The organism is Leptolyngbya sp. BL0902, from assembly GCF_016403105.1.
GTDB lineage: Bacteria > Cyanobacteriota > Cyanobacteriia > Phormidesmidales > Phormidesmidaceae > Nodosilinea.
On sequence record NZ_CP046155.1, the window covers coordinates 1376065 to 1390320 of the forward strand.

15 protein-coding genes are annotated in these 14256 nt (G+C 60.1%); 3 read left to right on the forward strand and 12 right to left on the reverse strand.

Annotated elements, in window-relative coordinates; all coding sequences use genetic code 11:
* Positions 1–24: 24 nt before the first annotated feature.
* Positions 25–609 carry a pseudouridine synthase gene (locus GFS31_RS06220; protein ID WP_198807359.1) on the reverse strand — a complete coding sequence of 195 codons (585 nt, stop codon included), beginning with the start codon at positions 607–609 and terminating at the stop codon, positions 25–27.
* Between the two features lie 162 nt (positions 610–771).
* Between GFS31_RS06220 and GFS31_RS06225 the strand changes: the two genes are divergently transcribed.
* Positions 772–1083 (forward strand): hypothetical protein, encoded by a 312-nt coding sequence (locus GFS31_RS06225; RefSeq protein ID WP_198807360.1) that lies wholly within the window; start codon positions 772–774, stop codon positions 1081–1083.
* A 64-nt stretch (positions 1084–1147) separates the two neighbouring features.
* Here GFS31_RS06225 and GFS31_RS06230 read toward each other — a convergent pair whose 3' ends face one another.
* On the reverse strand, positions 1148–2020 hold the full coding sequence (locus GFS31_RS06230; protein ID WP_198807361.1) for a tetratricopeptide repeat protein: 873 nt from the start codon (positions 2018–2020) through the stop codon (positions 1148–1150).
* A gap of 394 nt (positions 2021–2414) precedes the next feature.
* Between GFS31_RS06230 and GFS31_RS06235 the strand changes: the two genes are divergently transcribed.
* On the forward strand, positions 2415–3464 hold the full coding sequence (locus tag GFS31_RS06235; RefSeq protein WP_225907585.1) for a hypothetical protein: 1050 nt from the start codon (positions 2415–2417) through the stop codon (positions 3462–3464).
* 33 nt (positions 3465–3497) lie between these two features.
* Here the strand turns inward: GFS31_RS06235 and GFS31_RS06240 are convergent, their stop codons facing one another.
* The 8 genes from GFS31_RS06240 to GFS31_RS06275 form a co-directional block, all read right to left on the reverse strand.
* On the reverse strand, positions 3498–4682 hold the full coding sequence (locus GFS31_RS06240) for a homocysteine biosynthesis protein (RefSeq protein WP_198807362.1): 1185 nt from the start codon (positions 4680–4682) through the stop codon (positions 3498–3500).
* A gap of 3 nt (positions 4683–4685) precedes the next feature.
* Positions 4686–4892 carry a hypothetical protein gene (locus GFS31_RS06245; RefSeq protein WP_198807363.1) on the reverse strand — a complete coding sequence of 69 codons (207 nt, stop codon included), beginning with the start codon at positions 4890–4892 and terminating at the stop codon, positions 4686–4688.
* Positions 4893–5054: 162 nt separating this feature from the next.
* Entirely contained in the window at positions 5055–5633 is a 579-nt protein-coding gene (locus tag GFS31_RS06250) for a hypothetical protein (protein WP_198807364.1), read from the reverse strand.
* A 286-nt stretch (positions 5634–5919) separates the two neighbouring features.
* On the reverse strand, positions 5920–7566 hold the full coding sequence (locus tag GFS31_RS06255; protein ID WP_198807365.1) for a CHAT domain-containing protein: 1647 nt from the start codon (positions 7564–7566) through the stop codon (positions 5920–5922).
* Between the two features lie 48 nt (positions 7567–7614).
* Positions 7615–9978 carry a protein phosphatase 2C domain-containing protein gene (locus GFS31_RS06260; protein ID WP_198807366.1) on the reverse strand — a complete coding sequence of 788 codons (2364 nt, stop codon included), beginning with the start codon at positions 9976–9978 and terminating at the stop codon, positions 7615–7617.
* 114 nt (positions 9979–10092) lie between these two features.
* Positions 10093–10440, reverse strand: coding sequence for an NAD(P)H-quinone oxidoreductase subunit M (locus GFS31_RS06265; RefSeq protein WP_198807367.1), 348 nt, complete (start codon positions 10438–10440; stop codon positions 10093–10095).
* A gap of 196 nt (positions 10441–10636) precedes the next feature.
* On the reverse strand, positions 10637–11374 hold the full coding sequence (locus tag GFS31_RS06270; RefSeq protein ID WP_198807368.1) for a hypothetical protein: 738 nt from the start codon (positions 11372–11374) through the stop codon (positions 10637–10639).
* A 95-nt stretch (positions 11375–11469) separates the two neighbouring features.
* Entirely contained in the window at positions 11470–11676 is a 207-nt protein-coding gene (locus GFS31_RS06275) for a hypothetical protein (protein ID WP_198807369.1), read from the reverse strand.
* Between the two features lie 418 nt (positions 11677–12094).
* Between GFS31_RS06275 and GFS31_RS06280 the strand changes: the two genes are divergently transcribed.
* Positions 12095–12496, forward strand: coding sequence for a bacteriohemerythrin (locus GFS31_RS06280; protein WP_198807370.1), 402 nt, complete (start codon positions 12095–12097; stop codon positions 12494–12496).
* A gap of 2 nt (positions 12497–12498) precedes the next feature.
* Here the strand turns inward: GFS31_RS06280 and GFS31_RS06285 are convergent, their stop codons facing one another.
* Both GFS31_RS06285 and cobS read right to left on the reverse strand, forming a co-directional pair.
* Entirely contained in the window at positions 12499–13230 is a 732-nt protein-coding gene (locus tag GFS31_RS06285) for a rhomboid family intramembrane serine protease (RefSeq protein WP_198807371.1), read from the reverse strand.
* Positions 13231–13296: 66 nt separating this feature from the next.
* Positions 13297–14097 carry an adenosylcobinamide-GDP ribazoletransferase gene (cobS, locus tag GFS31_RS06290; protein WP_225907586.1) on the reverse strand — a complete coding sequence of 267 codons (801 nt, stop codon included), beginning with the start codon at positions 14095–14097 and terminating at the stop codon, positions 13297–13299.
* Positions 14098–14256: the final 159 nt, after the last annotated feature.

The window sequence follows — 14256 nt, forward strand, 5'->3', positions numbered from 1 at the left end:
ACTTTGCCGTAGCCGCACCCAGGGCTAGGCCATGGCGCGGAGCCGTCGCTGTTCATCTGGGGTGAGCGACCGCCACTGGCCCGGCTGTAGGTCTTCGAGGGTGAGATCGCCGATGGCCCAGCGCACCAGGCGCAGGGTGGGATAGCCCACGGCAGCGGTCATCCGTCGTACCTGGCGATTTTTGCCCTCCTCCAAGGTCAGGGCCAGCCAGGTGGTGGGAATAGACTGGCGATAGCGAATGGGTGGATGGCGGGGCGGCAGGGGCGGATCCTCTGGCAACCGGGAAGCCTTGCAGGGGCGGGTGCGATAGCCTCGAATGGTCACTCCTTGGCGAAGCTGTCCTAGGGCGGCCTCGGTGGGTTCTCCTTCCACTTGCACCCAGTAGGTGCGGGGGTGGCCGTAGCGCGGATCGCTCAGGCGATGCTGAAGTCGTCCATCATTGGTCAGCAGCATCAGCCCCTCGCTGTCGCGGTCTAGCCGCCCCACGGGATAGACCGCCGCCACCGGGATAAAGGCCTTGAGTGTCAGGGCCGTGGGTGCATCCCCAGATTCGCTGAACTGGCTGAGGACGTTGTAGGGTTTGTAGAACAGTAGGTATTGATAGGCCATGGGTATAGGGCGGCGGGGTACGGGGTACAGGCCCCCGGAGACCAGCGATCCAGAGCGAAATTGCAACGTTTCATTGCAACTCTTTTGGAAATATTGAGAATCCCCAGGCTCCTAGGCTGTCCCGATATGCTGAAATCTATCGTATCAACGCAGGATATCCCTATGGACACCGGAACCCGATACCGCTTTTCTTGCACCCTCACCTTTGGCGACATCTACGGCCAGGTGATTGCTTGGCTAGTGATTTTGCTGGTGAGTCTGGCGGCATCCCTCGCGCTGATGGGGGCACGGCAGCCCGTTGTGGCCCTCGCGGCCATGGGGCTCATCTTGGTGCTGTCGCTGCCGTTTTTGCTGTTCGCCTTCGTGACCACCCTGCTAAACCACATTGAGTTTGAACCCGTAGGAACCACCCAAGCCGTCCAGGAATCCGTGCCCTCTGGTCGGATTCCATCCCCTGTCCAGGCCGTTAGTTAGCCCTTGAGGTCAGAGCCCCTGTCTCTCGCTCCATCGTCGAGGCTGGAGACAGGGAACCTTGAGGTTACTCATTGCTGGGCGCGGTGCCCTCGGGTTCAGAGGTGCCCTCGGCGGGGTCGCCATTGAGGGGCAGGGTGGGCTCACTGGGGGTCGCCATCTGCTGAATTTGGTCTTTGAATTGCGCTGGAGCCATGGCCGTGGCTTGATCAAAAAGAGCTTTGGCCTCGTCGTTATTGCCCTGTTCTTGCAGCACCAATGCCTTAGCCAGCACCGGACGGAAGTCCTCGGGAGCTGCAACCATCGCTTCATCGTACTGGGTCAGGGCTTGGTCTGGGCGGTTGTCCTCTAGGTAGACCTGGGCCAGCAAAAGCTGAATGGAAATGGGGTCAAGGCCGGGGGTATTTCCTTCGCTCTGGAGGCGTCCAGCGGTTTGCACCGCCTCCTGGAGCAGACCAATGGCCGCCTGGGGACGCCCTTGCTGCACCAGCAGCGCCGTTAGCCCCTGGAGGGCGTTCATGTCGGTAGGCTGCTGATCCAGTACCGTCCGGTAGATCTGAGCGGCCCCATCGAGGTCGCCCATCTGCTGTTTGGTTTGGGCTAGCAACACTTGGTACTCCATCACCGTGGGGTTGAGTTCCACCAGCTTTTCGAGGGGGGCCACCACCCCTGCCACATTGCCCAACTGGATCTGGGTATCTATCAATCCACGCAGAGCGGTTTGATTGTCGGGTTCCCGCTCTAGTACCAGTTCATAGCCCCTGGCCTGGGCCTCCAGTTCTGCCTGCATGGCCGTTGGATCCGTGGCTGGCAGATCATTGGTGCCCGTGGCTCGACGGTTGGTATTGCTGAGAAACGGTAGGAAGGATAGGGACAAAAAGGCGGCCAGCGCCAGAATGAGCACCGTCCCCACTAACCATCGATTGCGCTTAGTCGTCACAGAGGTACCCCCACTCTTGGGTCTAGAAGATCGTCACAGGCCAACCCCTGCCCCATCCCAGAAAACAGGGGCAATCCGGGGCAGCGGCGAGGGAGGCCAGCCTCCCTTGAGATCACTGGGGCCGCCCCTTAGCCGGAAATAAGCCCGTTAATTTTAGCGTTTCCAGTTGATATTGTTGGGGCTTTGGGTAAAAGCGATGGTGGCGAGGGCCTCGCCCTAGGCCATCGGGCACAAATTCCTGCGGCCCTAGGAAAGGATACGGATTTTAGGGAAATGGCCCTGAAAACAGAAACACATCCTAGGTTATGGGGTGAGTGGTACGCTAGGCTTACAAGACTAGCCCCACATAATAGACTGACAATGGCTGGTTAATGTTGAGAGGAGGTCGGTGGCGATGAGTGCTGTAGAGAAAAATTCCTGGCCCGAATCCGAGGACAATGCAAGTCAGTCCTCGGATTCTGAGGCCACCAAGCCCAAGGCCGAACGCCCTGCCCTGGTGGCTCCGCCCCCCCGCCCCATACCGTCTCCGGCCAAGCCCGCAGCGGCCAAACCTGCCGCAGCCAAGGGGGCGGCCAAACCCGCTGCCGTTGAGCCTCCCCCCGCTCCGCCGGAGCCCGTTTTTGACCCTGCGGTCTACCGCAACCAGCCCATTGCTCCCCCCAGCGAACCCATGCAGTATCGGGCCATTGGCCTCGTGCGGGGCACCTATGCCCCCACCGACGCCGACCAGATTAATCGGGGGAACCTCACCACCGATGACGGCCTAGTGGTGGACTCGGTGCTGCTAGGGCGAGTCACGAGCCTGGTGAAAAAGCACCTGGATTTGACCACATCTCACCTGTGGGTGGTCTATCCTCGCACCCGGCGCGAAGTGGAAACCGAAGCAGAACAAGACCTGCATTTTCAAATTGTGGGTGTTTGGGAACCAGAAACCCTGGGCCTGCCCGGGGAATCGCCCCGCACGGAGGAGGTTGCCGCTGATGACGAGGCTGCCCCGCCGACCGTTCCGGCTGCCGTCGATGCCTATCCCGCTGTTGACGATAACTTCTTTTCTATTCGAGGCGAAGTGGTGAAGTACGACCCCGAGGAAGACCTCATCACCGTCAAAATTGTCCAGGGCATCAAGCAGACACCGGGGGGAGCCAAGTCCTTTAAGCTCACCCTCAAGGGCCACATTGAAGGCCGCACGGTCGGCTATTTCTGGGACTTCCAGGCCAAACGCGACGACAGAGTGTTGGCCATAGAGTCGGCCTCGGTGGTGGGCATTGTGCCGCCGAAGAAACGACCCAAGGGAGGAAGCAAGCGCCCTGGCTTTAAGCGCCCCGGCGGGCCTCGGTCGGCGGCAGCGCCCCGCAAGACAACGGGAGCCCCCCGGCCTAAAAAGGTCATCGCCGACAAGGGTATGACAAACCCAGCCATGGCAGAGCCAGAAGCCGCCGAATAGCGCGCTGGGGGGGCACGAAGACCCCAGGATACCCTAGCCGCCCAGGGCATCCTGGGGCAAAAAAGCCCGATCCATTGGCAGGGAGGCTACCGGAGTAGACAGTTCAAAGGTGCCTGCTTCAATCCACTGTTTCAGCTCCTGTTGTACTTGGCGGGCGAGGTAAACGCTGGCTAAGGGGGCTGTACGGACGGCCTGCCCCTCGATGGTAATGGTTCCAGACTTGAGCTGGGCATAGCTCACCAGCCCAAAGGTAGGGCGCACCCGGCGAGGGATGGAGAAATCCATCACCGGAGCCACAATGTCTTGATCTTGGACGGCACAAGCCGCCGCCACCTGCTCGTTCAAAATCGGGATGGGCACACCGACGCCAATCATCAGAGAAGGCCCATAGCCCTTGAAATAACAGCCACGCACCCAGGTCGCTTGCATCGCTTTGGCATCACCCACCAGGGCCACCGTGGCAGCTGGGCCAAGGGGCGTATGGTTGGGCAAGCGCCGCTGAAGGGGGAAGTGCTGGGTGCCCTCCCAAGCAATGTAGCCCACGCCGCCGCCCAGAAAAATGCGGGTGCCGATACCCACGGTGGCCAAGTTGGGGTCATTCATCAGCGGTGAAATCGCCCCAGGGTTGGCATAGACCGCATTGCCCAGGCGCGGTTGCAGCGGCCCCAGGTAAGTGGCCAAGGGCCGATCCCCACCGTTCACCCCCACGATAAAGTTTTGGTACAGGCCACGGGGGTTGAACAAATAAAACTGGTTGATGGTGTCGCGGGTGATGGTGGTTTCGAGGGAGGTACGGGGGTAGCAGTCGGTGGCATGTCCGGTGGCCTGAAGGTGAACCGGACGACCCGCGACGAGGTCAGCAATCACATGACCGCCGCCATACTCCCGCGCCTCCTCCGACTCCATCCCCTCTGTGGTACGGCTGGCCACCACGGGCTGACTAGCCCCCAGATACAAGTCCACCGCCCCAAAGCCAGCGTAGGCGGGAACACCATCGAGGTAGCATTCCAATAGCTTGATAGGTGGATCCGTATGGCCCAGGTTAATCATTGCTCCGGCGGATTCCATCGGCTCAAAGGTGCCCGTTACCACCACATCCACGGCCTGGGCAGCGGCGGCTATCCCCTGATCCTGGGCCAAGGCTTTGAAGTCTTCGGCGGTATAGACCACCACCTGACCCGCCCGAATTTTCTCGTTAATGGCTTCAATGGATCGCATAGCCTAGGTTCCTGATGGAGGACGCTGACCCACCGACCAGCGCCACAACAATACGGCCATCAGCACCGAGGGAGCCAGCAATAGCCCTACTGCCAAGCCCAGGGATGGATCGAGGGCTAGGGGCAGAGCGGGCAGGAGATACTTGATGCTTGCTCCCATCGCCGCCGACAGTGCCACCACCTTCACTAAAAAATTTGCTTCGGACATCATTCAGCGCACAACTCCTCTCGCCAGCCCCCAGGATGGATAGTTTCACCATACCGCTGAACTTCAGGCTTGGCTCAGCTAATTTCGCCCCCCATTTGCCCTGCCGACGGCGGGTGGATAGCCATCCTGCCCTAGGTGCAGCGGTATGGGGGGCGATGGGTTTGGCTAGGGCTGGTCTTCAGCCGCCTTGAGCGCTAGGGCCGCGAGGGTGAGGCTCAGGCGGGCCTGCTCAATTTCCGAGAGACTCTGCCAGTGAGATTGCAGCGTGGTGCGTAGGTTGAGATCGAGAATGTCGTTTTGGCCGTCCCGCAGGGAGTAGGCGAGGGGGCGTGCCAGAACCGCCAAGTCTTCCGCATCCCAGGTGGGTAGCACCGCCTGGGCACAGGCTACTAGCTGATCGAGGTAGGCTTGGCCACTGTGGCGCAGGGCAATGACGGTGGTGGCAACGGTGTGCAGCAGGTCGTCGGGCAGGGGATCTTGAATCTGCTCCTTCAGGTTTTGAACAATGGCGGCAGCAGGGGACATCGCGGCCTGAGCCCATTGAGCGCTGATCTGGGCCGAAAATTGTTGCCAGCCCTCGGTCAAGCTTGATTCCAGGGCGTCGTCTTCCTCCTCTAAGGTAGCAGCGGCAAAGTAGGCTTCGGCCTGACTGGGCTCCCAAGGGTAGCTAGGGGGAGAACTCAGCAGGGCGGCGAGGAGTTCGGCCTGGGCGGCGAGGTGGGGATCGGGCTGGGTGTATGACATAAGCGAGATCAGGGGTCTACAGGGAAGATGCACAGGATGGTCATGGCTCTTGGGGGAAACTACAGCACCGCCCTAGGGGATTCCGTAGCCGAACGCTGGGGTTCTTGGAAAATGGCGAGAATTGCTCAAACGGGTGGGCTCAAGAATCCAGCGGGTGCGCCAGGGCGGGCCGGATAGTTGCGGCCAAACAACCGTTTCCCCCGTACCAGAATGCCTGTCCCTAGCTAGGGCATGGTGCCTATTGATTCTAGGGGCAGAAAGCCTGTTCTCGCTATGATGGGCGATCTTAGCCTAGGGGAGCAGGGCTGGGGTTTCCCTCTAGGGTAAATTCCAGTAGTTGGCCTTCGGGGCTGCCAAACCGCAGGATTGTGCCCAGGGGCAGCGGCACCTCAGATCGGTGCACGTGTTGCCAGGTGTGGCCGTCGTAGTAGTAGGAGCCAAATCGGGAGAAATCGCGCAGGTAGTAGGTGGATTGATCGGCTTTGGCCCCTAGCCCAGTCCGGCAAAAGACTTCGGCATGCTGACCCGAAACCCAGGGCTCGGAAATCACGAGGTCATTATCGGGCAATCGGCCCACCCGCAACAATCCGCCGCCCATCCGCCACAGTCGGGTCGGCTGATCGACGCAGCGCATCACAGGGGTCTGAGAACGGGACATCTCTTGCCCTGGGAGTTGGGTGACGGCCAGATCCATCGGTTGCAGCAGCGTGCCCTCAAACTGCGGATGCTGGTAGAGGACTGGCAGCGTCCAAGCTGGGTGGTTGAACCGATAGACGGTCAGCAGGTGCTGGCGAGCGGTGGCCATGGCCTGGGCTACGCTTTGTCGCTGGGCCAACCCCTGGGCCAACACCTGAATAAAACTGAGCGCTTCTTCGTCGGCGATGGAGTCTCGCATAGCCAAAACGGCTGGTACGCCGTGGTGCAGCAAGACTTCGGCTAAACTACTGCGCGGAATGACCTGGTTTTGGCGCTGGTCGGGCTGGGCTCCCCAGCAGGTGTTGAACACCGCCAAGCGCAGGCGGCAGCGGGCCAACACCTGGGCGAGCTCCATGCCGCTGAGGGCGGTGCCCGCCTGGAGAAACAGCAGCCCCCCATCCGGGGCCGGAACCCCATGCCCTGCATAGAAAAAGACGTTGAACTGGCCGCGTTCCAGGGTTGTCACCAGGGTTTTGGTGTCGGGTTCCACTAGGGTGCTAACCTGACAGGGCACCACCGCTGCCGCTCCCAGCCGCGACGTGCTCTGCTCTAGCAGGTGCTTCAGAACAGCCGCCTCCTGGGACAGTTGCAGGGTCGCCGCCGCCGATCCACTGCCCCCTTCCCCCAGCACAAGCAAAATCCGCAGGGATCGATCTAAGGCTATGGGCGGCAGGGCATCCACAGCGCTGGTGGTGCGGCTAAACAGTAGTTGTGATCCCAAGGACACCGCCGGACGACCGGGCTCAGGCTGCATAATCTCCCAGGGCAGGCTGATCAGCTCTGGAGCCCGAATATCCAACTGAAGGTGGAGGGGGCAGTCTAGCCCCATGGCCATGCCCAAACTGCGCTCTAGGGTAGATCGCAGCGGCCCATCAAATAACCAGTTCCAAAGACTCACTCCCAAGCCCTGCATTAGCCGCCCGGTTTGGCCACCCGCCGCTAGGGGTGGCCCCACCTGGTTGAGGAGCATCTCTAGGTTGATCTGGGGGGTAGCCGAAGGCTCGACCGGAGGTACATAGGCCGAGGGCACATGGGGCACCAGCGGCAACTCGCGCAGGGAGAAAAAGTCCTGCCACCGACCCCACAGTTGGGACATGGCCTCATCCCAAACCCGGTCGTGGTGGGCATAGCCGTCGGGAAACGGGCTGTGGAGCACCCAGATGGCGTAGTGGTTGGCATCCGTGCTGGTTAGCCGATCAAGGGCAAGCCGCAGCGTCAACACAGGGGGAGAGGGCATAGGGAGGGCAGGGCAGCAACAGGGCAAAATCCCAGGTGGGCAAAGCCCCTAGGGTAGAGAACAGAGACCCCGCTGACTGGGCAAGGTGGGGTTCAAGGGCTGGGCATTGGTCATGAGGGACTGGGCACTTACCCAACCTTGGCGACCGGGCTGAGCCAGGGGGTTCGCCAAGGCCCCAGGCAACCGGGGGGCAGGCTGCGATCCTGGGGGTAGATTGCCGGGGGGGGCAGCGCTGAGTGCCGGGGGGGCTGGGGCCGCATTAGGGGGGGTGGCGCACAATTGAAGGTACACCCACTGCCCTTGGCTAGCGATCTGACGCTGATCCACTACCTTTAGAATACTGCCTACCGGAACCGTGGGCAGGGGTTCGGCCGCGGCGGCAGGAGTTGACCCCAGCCCCAGGGGGTCGGGCTGGGAGGGATCCCAAGCCGCAGAACGCTGCCAAAAGCTACCCACAGCAATGTTCGCTGTAGCGGGGGGCAAGGGGGCTAGGGCGTCGGCCTGCAACCCCTGGGGCCAGGGCGGTAAAGCTTGCAGGGCCATGGCTTGAGGTCGCCAGCGCAGGTAGGCCCACCCCGCTACGGCCAGCCCTAGCAGGGTCGGTAGGGCTCCGGCCCAAAAGGCCCACCAAGGCCATCGTCCTGGACGGCTAGGGACCAAGACCTGCTGGGTGGCGGGTGGGGCCATGGGCTCTGGGGAGGCTGTGGCCCAGCCTGGGGAAGGGGTAGAGGGCTCGTGGCCAGGGCTAGACGCCGTCACCAAAGCAGGGGCTAGGGCGTGGGCCGGAAGGGCAGGAACCTGACCCCCCTGGGGTAAAAACCGCATTAGCCCCACCGTGACATTATCGTGGCCATTGAGCTGGTTGGCCCAGTGAATGAGGGTTTGGATGGTGGGGGCCAAGGGCAGCGACTGCCCCACCAAGGGCGCAACGGTATAGGGCCACAGGGCTTCTACCCGGTCGTAGTCACTCAGGCCGTCGGAGCACAGCAGCAGCACGCAGGGATCGTCGAGTAAGAAGTGCTGCACCGTGGGGTAGAGGTAGGCAGAGTCGTTAATGCCAAGGGCCTGCACCAGGGCTCCACCCCCAGCCATGTGGGTCGCTTCCTGGTAGAGGGCATAGCCCAGGCGAGCTTCGCGGGAGGCGACGTCGTCATCTAGGGTGATTTGGTAGGCTGTCCGAGCGCTGATCCGGTAGGCTCGACTATCGCCTAGGTGAGCCACCGAGACGTAGGGAAAATGCACCAGGGCCAGCACCGCTGTCGTGCCCATCCGGGCGCGGGCCGAGCGTTGTTCATCGTTGTTGCGGGTGGCAATATCGGTATTCACCTGCACCAGGGCCTGGGTGAGCCAATGGGCGACAGCATTGGGGCTGAAATCCCCCTGCTGGGTGAAGGATTGTAGACGGTGGGTCAGGGTTTGAATGGCCGTCTGGGAGGCCACACTGCCCTGCTCATGGCCGCCAATGCCGTCGCACACCAGCAGCAATGGTGGCATGGATTTGCCGACATCTCCGGTACCCAAGAAAACCTGTTTTTGGGCCTGCCTCTGGGGAAAACAGGCGTCCTCATTGCGGTCTCGCGCAGGGCCTTGGTCGGTATCAGCATCCCACTCCACCGTTACCGTCAGCCCAGTGGCCAGGGTTTGGAGGGCTTGATCCAGTTCAGCGATCAGGGCAGCGGCGGTCGGAAACTGTCCCTGGCCAAGGGCCGTGGTGAGCCACCCTAAATACTCTCGCAGGGGCGGCTGAGCCTGGGGTACCCACGCCTGCCAGCGCTGGCCCAAACAAGACAGGGTGGGGGGCTGGCCCTGCGGGTCGGACACCAATCGCGTTACCCGTAGCAGGGCGTGATCCACCCTTAGGGTTTCTGGGGCCAACAGCGTAGAGGCAACCCCTTCTTCGGCCAAGGCAGGCCAGAGCACCGCCATCTGCCGCAGCCAGTTGATCTGCCGCAGGGGGGTGCCTCCAGCCCAGGCTTGGCTGATGGTGGGCAGCACCTGCACCTGCATCGGCTCTGTGGCCACCGTAGGTACCGTAAGCGCCAGGGGAGCCGCATCCAGCAATAGCACATCGACATCTAGGCCACTGGCCGCCTTGTGTAGATAGTCGTAGGGGCGAGGGATGTGCTGAATCAAGCCAGACAGGCGCAGGTAGGGCATGACCTCCGGCGGGATCGTCTCTACCGAGGCAATGGGATGCTCTGGCCGCGTATCTAACCACACCGGATGCTTCCAGACTATATAGCGGTCTGCCACCCGCGTGCCGGAGGGTAGTGCCGATTCTAGGGTTTTCGCTACGCCATCCCCCACCGCCAACAACAATCGATGGGGCAGCGGCGTTTGACAGGTGGGGCAACGACCAACGGGCTGAGCAACCCCGGCACGACAGGTCGGATTGGTGCAGTAGATCACCATCCTAAAAGGCTGTAAAACACTGTGTCCATCATATCTGACCTGTCCAGTGGCCCGTGATTCCTAGGGGCATCGGGGCGAGAACCTAGGAAGGATGATTGCGGAGGTATGCTGGCCCTAGGAGGCGGCGTCTTCGGCGATGACCTGGGGCAGCCCCATGCTGTAATTGAGGGCGCGGCTCTTGAGGTTGTAGCTAATTTGGCCCGTTTTCAGCAAGTCTTTAATGAAATGCTCTAGATCAGACCCAATGCGGCGCAAATTGTAGTCCGTCAGGTCATCTCCCTCGGCGGCATCCACCAGGCGATCAAACTCGCCATAGACCGCCTTAACGGCCTCCTCCGACCAGTTGAATTCGTTATCGGGATCTACATCTAGGGTCAGACGATCTTCGCTGGGCACCAGGGCATTGTTCTCAACAACGGCGGTGTAGATGTGCACATGGCGAGTGGTGGACTTCAGCATCATAGTCAGACGGTGCCTCTGGAATGGTGCATGGCTGTACGTATTACAGCCTACCCGATCCACCGCGCCAATCCCATCCATAGCCCCGCGAATCACCCATGGATTCCGTTGCTAGGTCTAGCTGAGGACTCCCGCTCAGGGCTCCCGATGAAGGCTCCCGATCAGGACTCTAAGCCAACGGGGCTACAATCCAGCAGGGCTATAGGCCGCAGTAATATTCTCCCCACCGCAGCGCCCGGTTGAGGTCGGTATCCACACAGGTGAAGCCCACCACTTGACCGTTGATCAGGCCATAGACATCCTGCCAGCCTGAATTATTGGAGGCAAAGCGAACAGCGCTGACGGTTTGGCAGTTTTGAATCAGGCGATTGCCCATCTGGCCCATGAACTGGGGCGAGGAGAGCACCGTCGTCTGCCCCAGTCCGCCTAGCATCAGGGTCATCTCGTGGGGCCGATCTCGATGGGGTGAGCGGTCGCTGGGGTCGAGGAAGGTCGTATCCAAGAAACTCTGATTGACGGCGGCAAGGCGAGATCGTTCCGCCGCCAGTTGGCGATGACAGGTTTCGCTGAGGGCAACCGGGCCGCGCACCACAAAGTCGCTCCGTACCCAGCCCACCGCCCCCGATACCTCAAACCGTAGCCGATGCCACTGGGGGCAGTCTAAGGCCGCACCGCAAGCCTCCATGGCCGACTCCAGAATAACCACCCGATCCCCTGCGATCCCATAGTGCTGGGCCACAAAGCGGGTACCGGGGCCAGTGCGGATGTTAATCTGAGACCCCGGTTCAGCGGTCAGCGATCCCCGCTCAGGGCTCTGGGTTTGGGCCAAGGATTGACCCTGGGCCACGGCGGGAGCCTGAGCCAACGGCCCCCCCGTGATGCCCAACCCTGCGCCCAGCCATACCCCTAGGCTCAGCCAAACCCCGTGATTTGCCATGGTTGTTCTGCTCCTTGTCGGGCTTGAGATGCTAGGTCAAGGCAGCACTAACCTAAGGTTGCCTTGGCCTCAGGGTGAGTCGCTGCTCATCGCGGTTAATAGCTATCTTCGCTGGTGGCGGTGTGCAAGGCTAGGTCGTGGTTAGCCTGGTTCAGGCGGTCGGCGATGGCCTTGCGCCACTTCAAACTCACCTGATCATCGGCCAACATGTCCTGGGCTTCTTCTCGGTAGGTAGCTCCTTGCACCGCATCGACTTCTTCAATGTGTTGGAGATGGGACAGAACTTCTCTGGGCGTCGTCATGGTTCAATCCTTTGATTAGATGATGGCTGGTCTGGGGCAAAGCCTACCCATCGGCAGATCACACCCCAGTAAGGGGAATGGGGTAGATAAAGGCCCAATCGCCAACCGCTGGACGTTGGTCATGGTTTTATTGTGGGCCAGAGCCTTCCCCCTCAACCATTTCCCTAGGGAACCTTTACGCCCTGAAATGGTTGTTAGCAGTTTGCAGCAGAACTTTGCAATCGCCATCAACCAACCAATGGCCTAGGGCCAAAAATTCGATAAATCTGCTAAATATGGTGATCTCAAAGACTGGATTGTAAAAAAGCGTTAACTTTTTCATCCTTTAGCCCCTGCATGATCCTCCCTGGGGGCTCTCTGGGCAGAGTAGCATTATTAGACTTCAGGTTTCTGTGTTCTCTACTTTAGGTTAGCCTCAATGGCAACTTGGAATGAATCTCTCAAGATTGGCGTCCCTCTGATTGATGTTCAGCATCAGCAACTCTTTGACCAAATGGATCTCTTGGTCGATTCAATTCGCAACAAAAAAGACTTCAAGCAGATCAAGAATATTCTTCACTTCCTCAAGATGTACGTTGCCAATCATTTTGGCTATGAAGAGCAATGTATGCATCTCTATAAGTGCCCCATGGCAGGGCAGAATCAACTTGCCCACCTATACTTTAATAAACGACTGACAGAAATTGAGGTGCTGGTAGATTCTGCCCAGTCCCTCGACCATGTGGCCGATAAAGTTAGCCAAGAACTCATTCACTGGTTTGTGAATCATGTTCGCGGTATTGATTCCAACCTTGGCCCCTGCGCCCAGCCTACAGGGTAGGGTTATCCCTCTTGGTCGGGTTGCAGGGGAGCCGATTCATCCGGTTGGCTGAAGAGGCCAAACAGTGGCCCCAACCCTGCACCAATGGCAAAGCCTCCCGCATGGGCCCAATAGGCAATGCCACCCCCCTCCATACCAATCATGGTGGGGGTCTCTAGGCTGTCAAAACCATAGACTGCCTGCTGTAGAAACCACAGTCCTAGATAAAAAATGGCGGGAATTTTCAGCGGCAGGGGCAATGGCCCAAAGGGAACGAGGGTGAGAATGCGCACCCCTGGAAACCGAAAAATATAGGCTCCCATCACCCCAGCAATGGCTCCACTCGCGCCCAGGGAGGGAATGGTCGATTCCATGGCAAAGCCCCACTGAACAAGGTTAGCCAAGATGCCACAGGTGAGGTAGAACAGCACAAATCGGAAAGACCCCATTTGGTCTTCTACATTGTTGCCAAAAATCCATAGATAGAGCATATTCCCCAGCAGATGCAGCAGCCCACCATGGAGAAATTGACTGGTGATTAAGGTCATCCACTCCAGGGTATTAGGTATGGAAACTGCCGTCGATAGACTATTAGAAAAAGCCTGAGGAATCACTGCCCAGGTTTGAAAAAATGCGTTCAAATCCCCAGGCGATAGGCTTAGTTCGTAGAGGAAAATCGACATATTGAGGACAATTAGCCCGTAGGTCATGTAGGGCGTGCGTTGGCCAGGATTGTAATCTTTGAGGGGAACCACCGTGCTTCTCCTAGGGCTGAGACGTTTGTTATAGGGTAGACGGTTTCTCTGGATGAATTTGCTGCCTTACCTCAGCCAATGGGCCAGCATCGCTGCCCAGCAAAGAACTAACACCTCCGTCCACTCCACGGTGGCCCCGTAGGTGTCTCCGGTGTGCCCCCCCAAACGGCGCTGAAACCAAGCTCCTACCAACAGCGCCAAAACCAGTGCCCCCGCTCCTGTCCCCAACGCCAAAAAACGCTGATTGGGCCAGATCCAGATCCACGTCATCACCGCTAATCCGCTGGCCAACACCCCTTCCAGCACCCCCCAGGGTAGCCGCAGGTGGGGTTTGTGGAATGCTCCTTTGCCCGTCGCCTTGAGGTAGGGATAGCGGGCGATAGCCACCACCTGCCCCCATCGCCCCCCTAGGGCCGCCAGCACAAGGCTCCCCGGTCGCCCCAGCGCCAACTCGGCCAGGGCCAGGGTCTTCAGCCCCAGGATGGCTATCGCAACCATCACCCCAAAGGCTCCACTGTGGCTATCGGCCATCACCGCTAGCCGTCGATCTGGATCCTGCACCGCTAGGCCATCGGCGGTATCCATGGCCCCATCTAGGTGCAAGCCCCCCGTCAGCCAGAGCCACAGCCCCACCACCAGGGCACTGCGGAACAATGTCGTTAGCCCCAGCGTCTCTAATGTCCAGTCTACGCTCGACAAGCCTAGGCCCAACCCCAGACCCACCCACGGAGCCAAGGCCGCAATGCCCTCAAACTGCGGCACCCACCATCGAGGCAGCGGCAGGATGGTATAAAACAGCAGGGCACCCCCCAACTGCGCCCACCAGCGGGCCAAGGGAGCCAAAACCTCGATCCATCGTGGACTCACCGGGTCTCCTTCAGGGGGCTTCCCCTAGAATGCTTCCTGTTAGGGATGGCTAGGGCGGTTTTCTGCCAAAGTACTGGGCAGCGCTGTTTTCAAGGTACAGCCTAGGGCGTCAACATAGGGCATGAACGCAGGGTGCTGAGCCAGCCTGGGCTAGCATCA

What these genes read in the sequence shown, in the direction of transcription:
- GFS31_RS06220 (WP_198807359.1), bottom strand. Translation starts at nt 609, where the DNA reads ATGGCCTATCAATACCTACTGTTCTACAAACCCTACAACGTCCTCAGC.
- GFS31_RS06255 (WP_198807365.1), bottom strand. Translation starts at nt 7,566, where the DNA reads ATGCCCTCTCCCCCTGTGTTGACGCTGCGGCTTGCCCTTGATCGGCTA.
- GFS31_RS06270 (WP_198807368.1), bottom strand. Translation starts at nt 11,374, where the DNA reads ATGGCAAATCACGGGGTTTGGCTGAGCCTAGGGGTATGGCTGGGCGCA.
- GFS31_RS06260 (WP_198807366.1), bottom strand. Translation starts at nt 9,978, where the DNA reads ATGGTGATCTACTGCACCAATCCGACCTGTCGTGCCGGGGTTGCTCAG.
- GFS31_RS06245 (WP_198807363.1), bottom strand. Translation starts at nt 4,892, where the DNA reads ATGATGTCCGAAGCAAATTTTTTAGTGAAGGTGGTGGCACTGTCGGCG.
- GFS31_RS06275 (WP_198807369.1), bottom strand. Translation starts at nt 11,676, where the DNA reads ATGACGACGCCCAGAGAAGTTCTGTCCCATCTCCAACACATTGAAGAA.
- GFS31_RS06240 (WP_198807362.1), bottom strand. Translation starts at nt 4,682, where the DNA reads ATGCGATCCATTGAAGCCATTAACGAGAAAATTCGGGCGGGTCAGGTG.
- GFS31_RS06265 (WP_198807367.1), bottom strand. Translation starts at nt 10,440, where the DNA reads ATGATGCTGAAGTCCACCACTCGCCATGTGCACATCTACACCGCCGTT.
- GFS31_RS06225 (WP_198807360.1), top strand. Translation starts at nt 772, where the DNA reads ATGGACACCGGAACCCGATACCGCTTTTCTTGCACCCTCACCTTTGGC.
- GFS31_RS06235 (WP_225907585.1), top strand. Translation starts at nt 2,415, where the DNA reads ATGAGTGCTGTAGAGAAAAATTCCTGGCCCGAATCCGAGGACAATGCA.
- GFS31_RS06280 (WP_198807370.1), top strand. Translation starts at nt 12,095, where the DNA reads ATGGCAACTTGGAATGAATCTCTCAAGATTGGCGTCCCTCTGATTGAT.
- GFS31_RS06250 (WP_198807364.1), bottom strand. Translation starts at nt 5,633, where the DNA reads ATGTCATACACCCAGCCCGATCCCCACCTCGCCGCCCAGGCCGAACTC.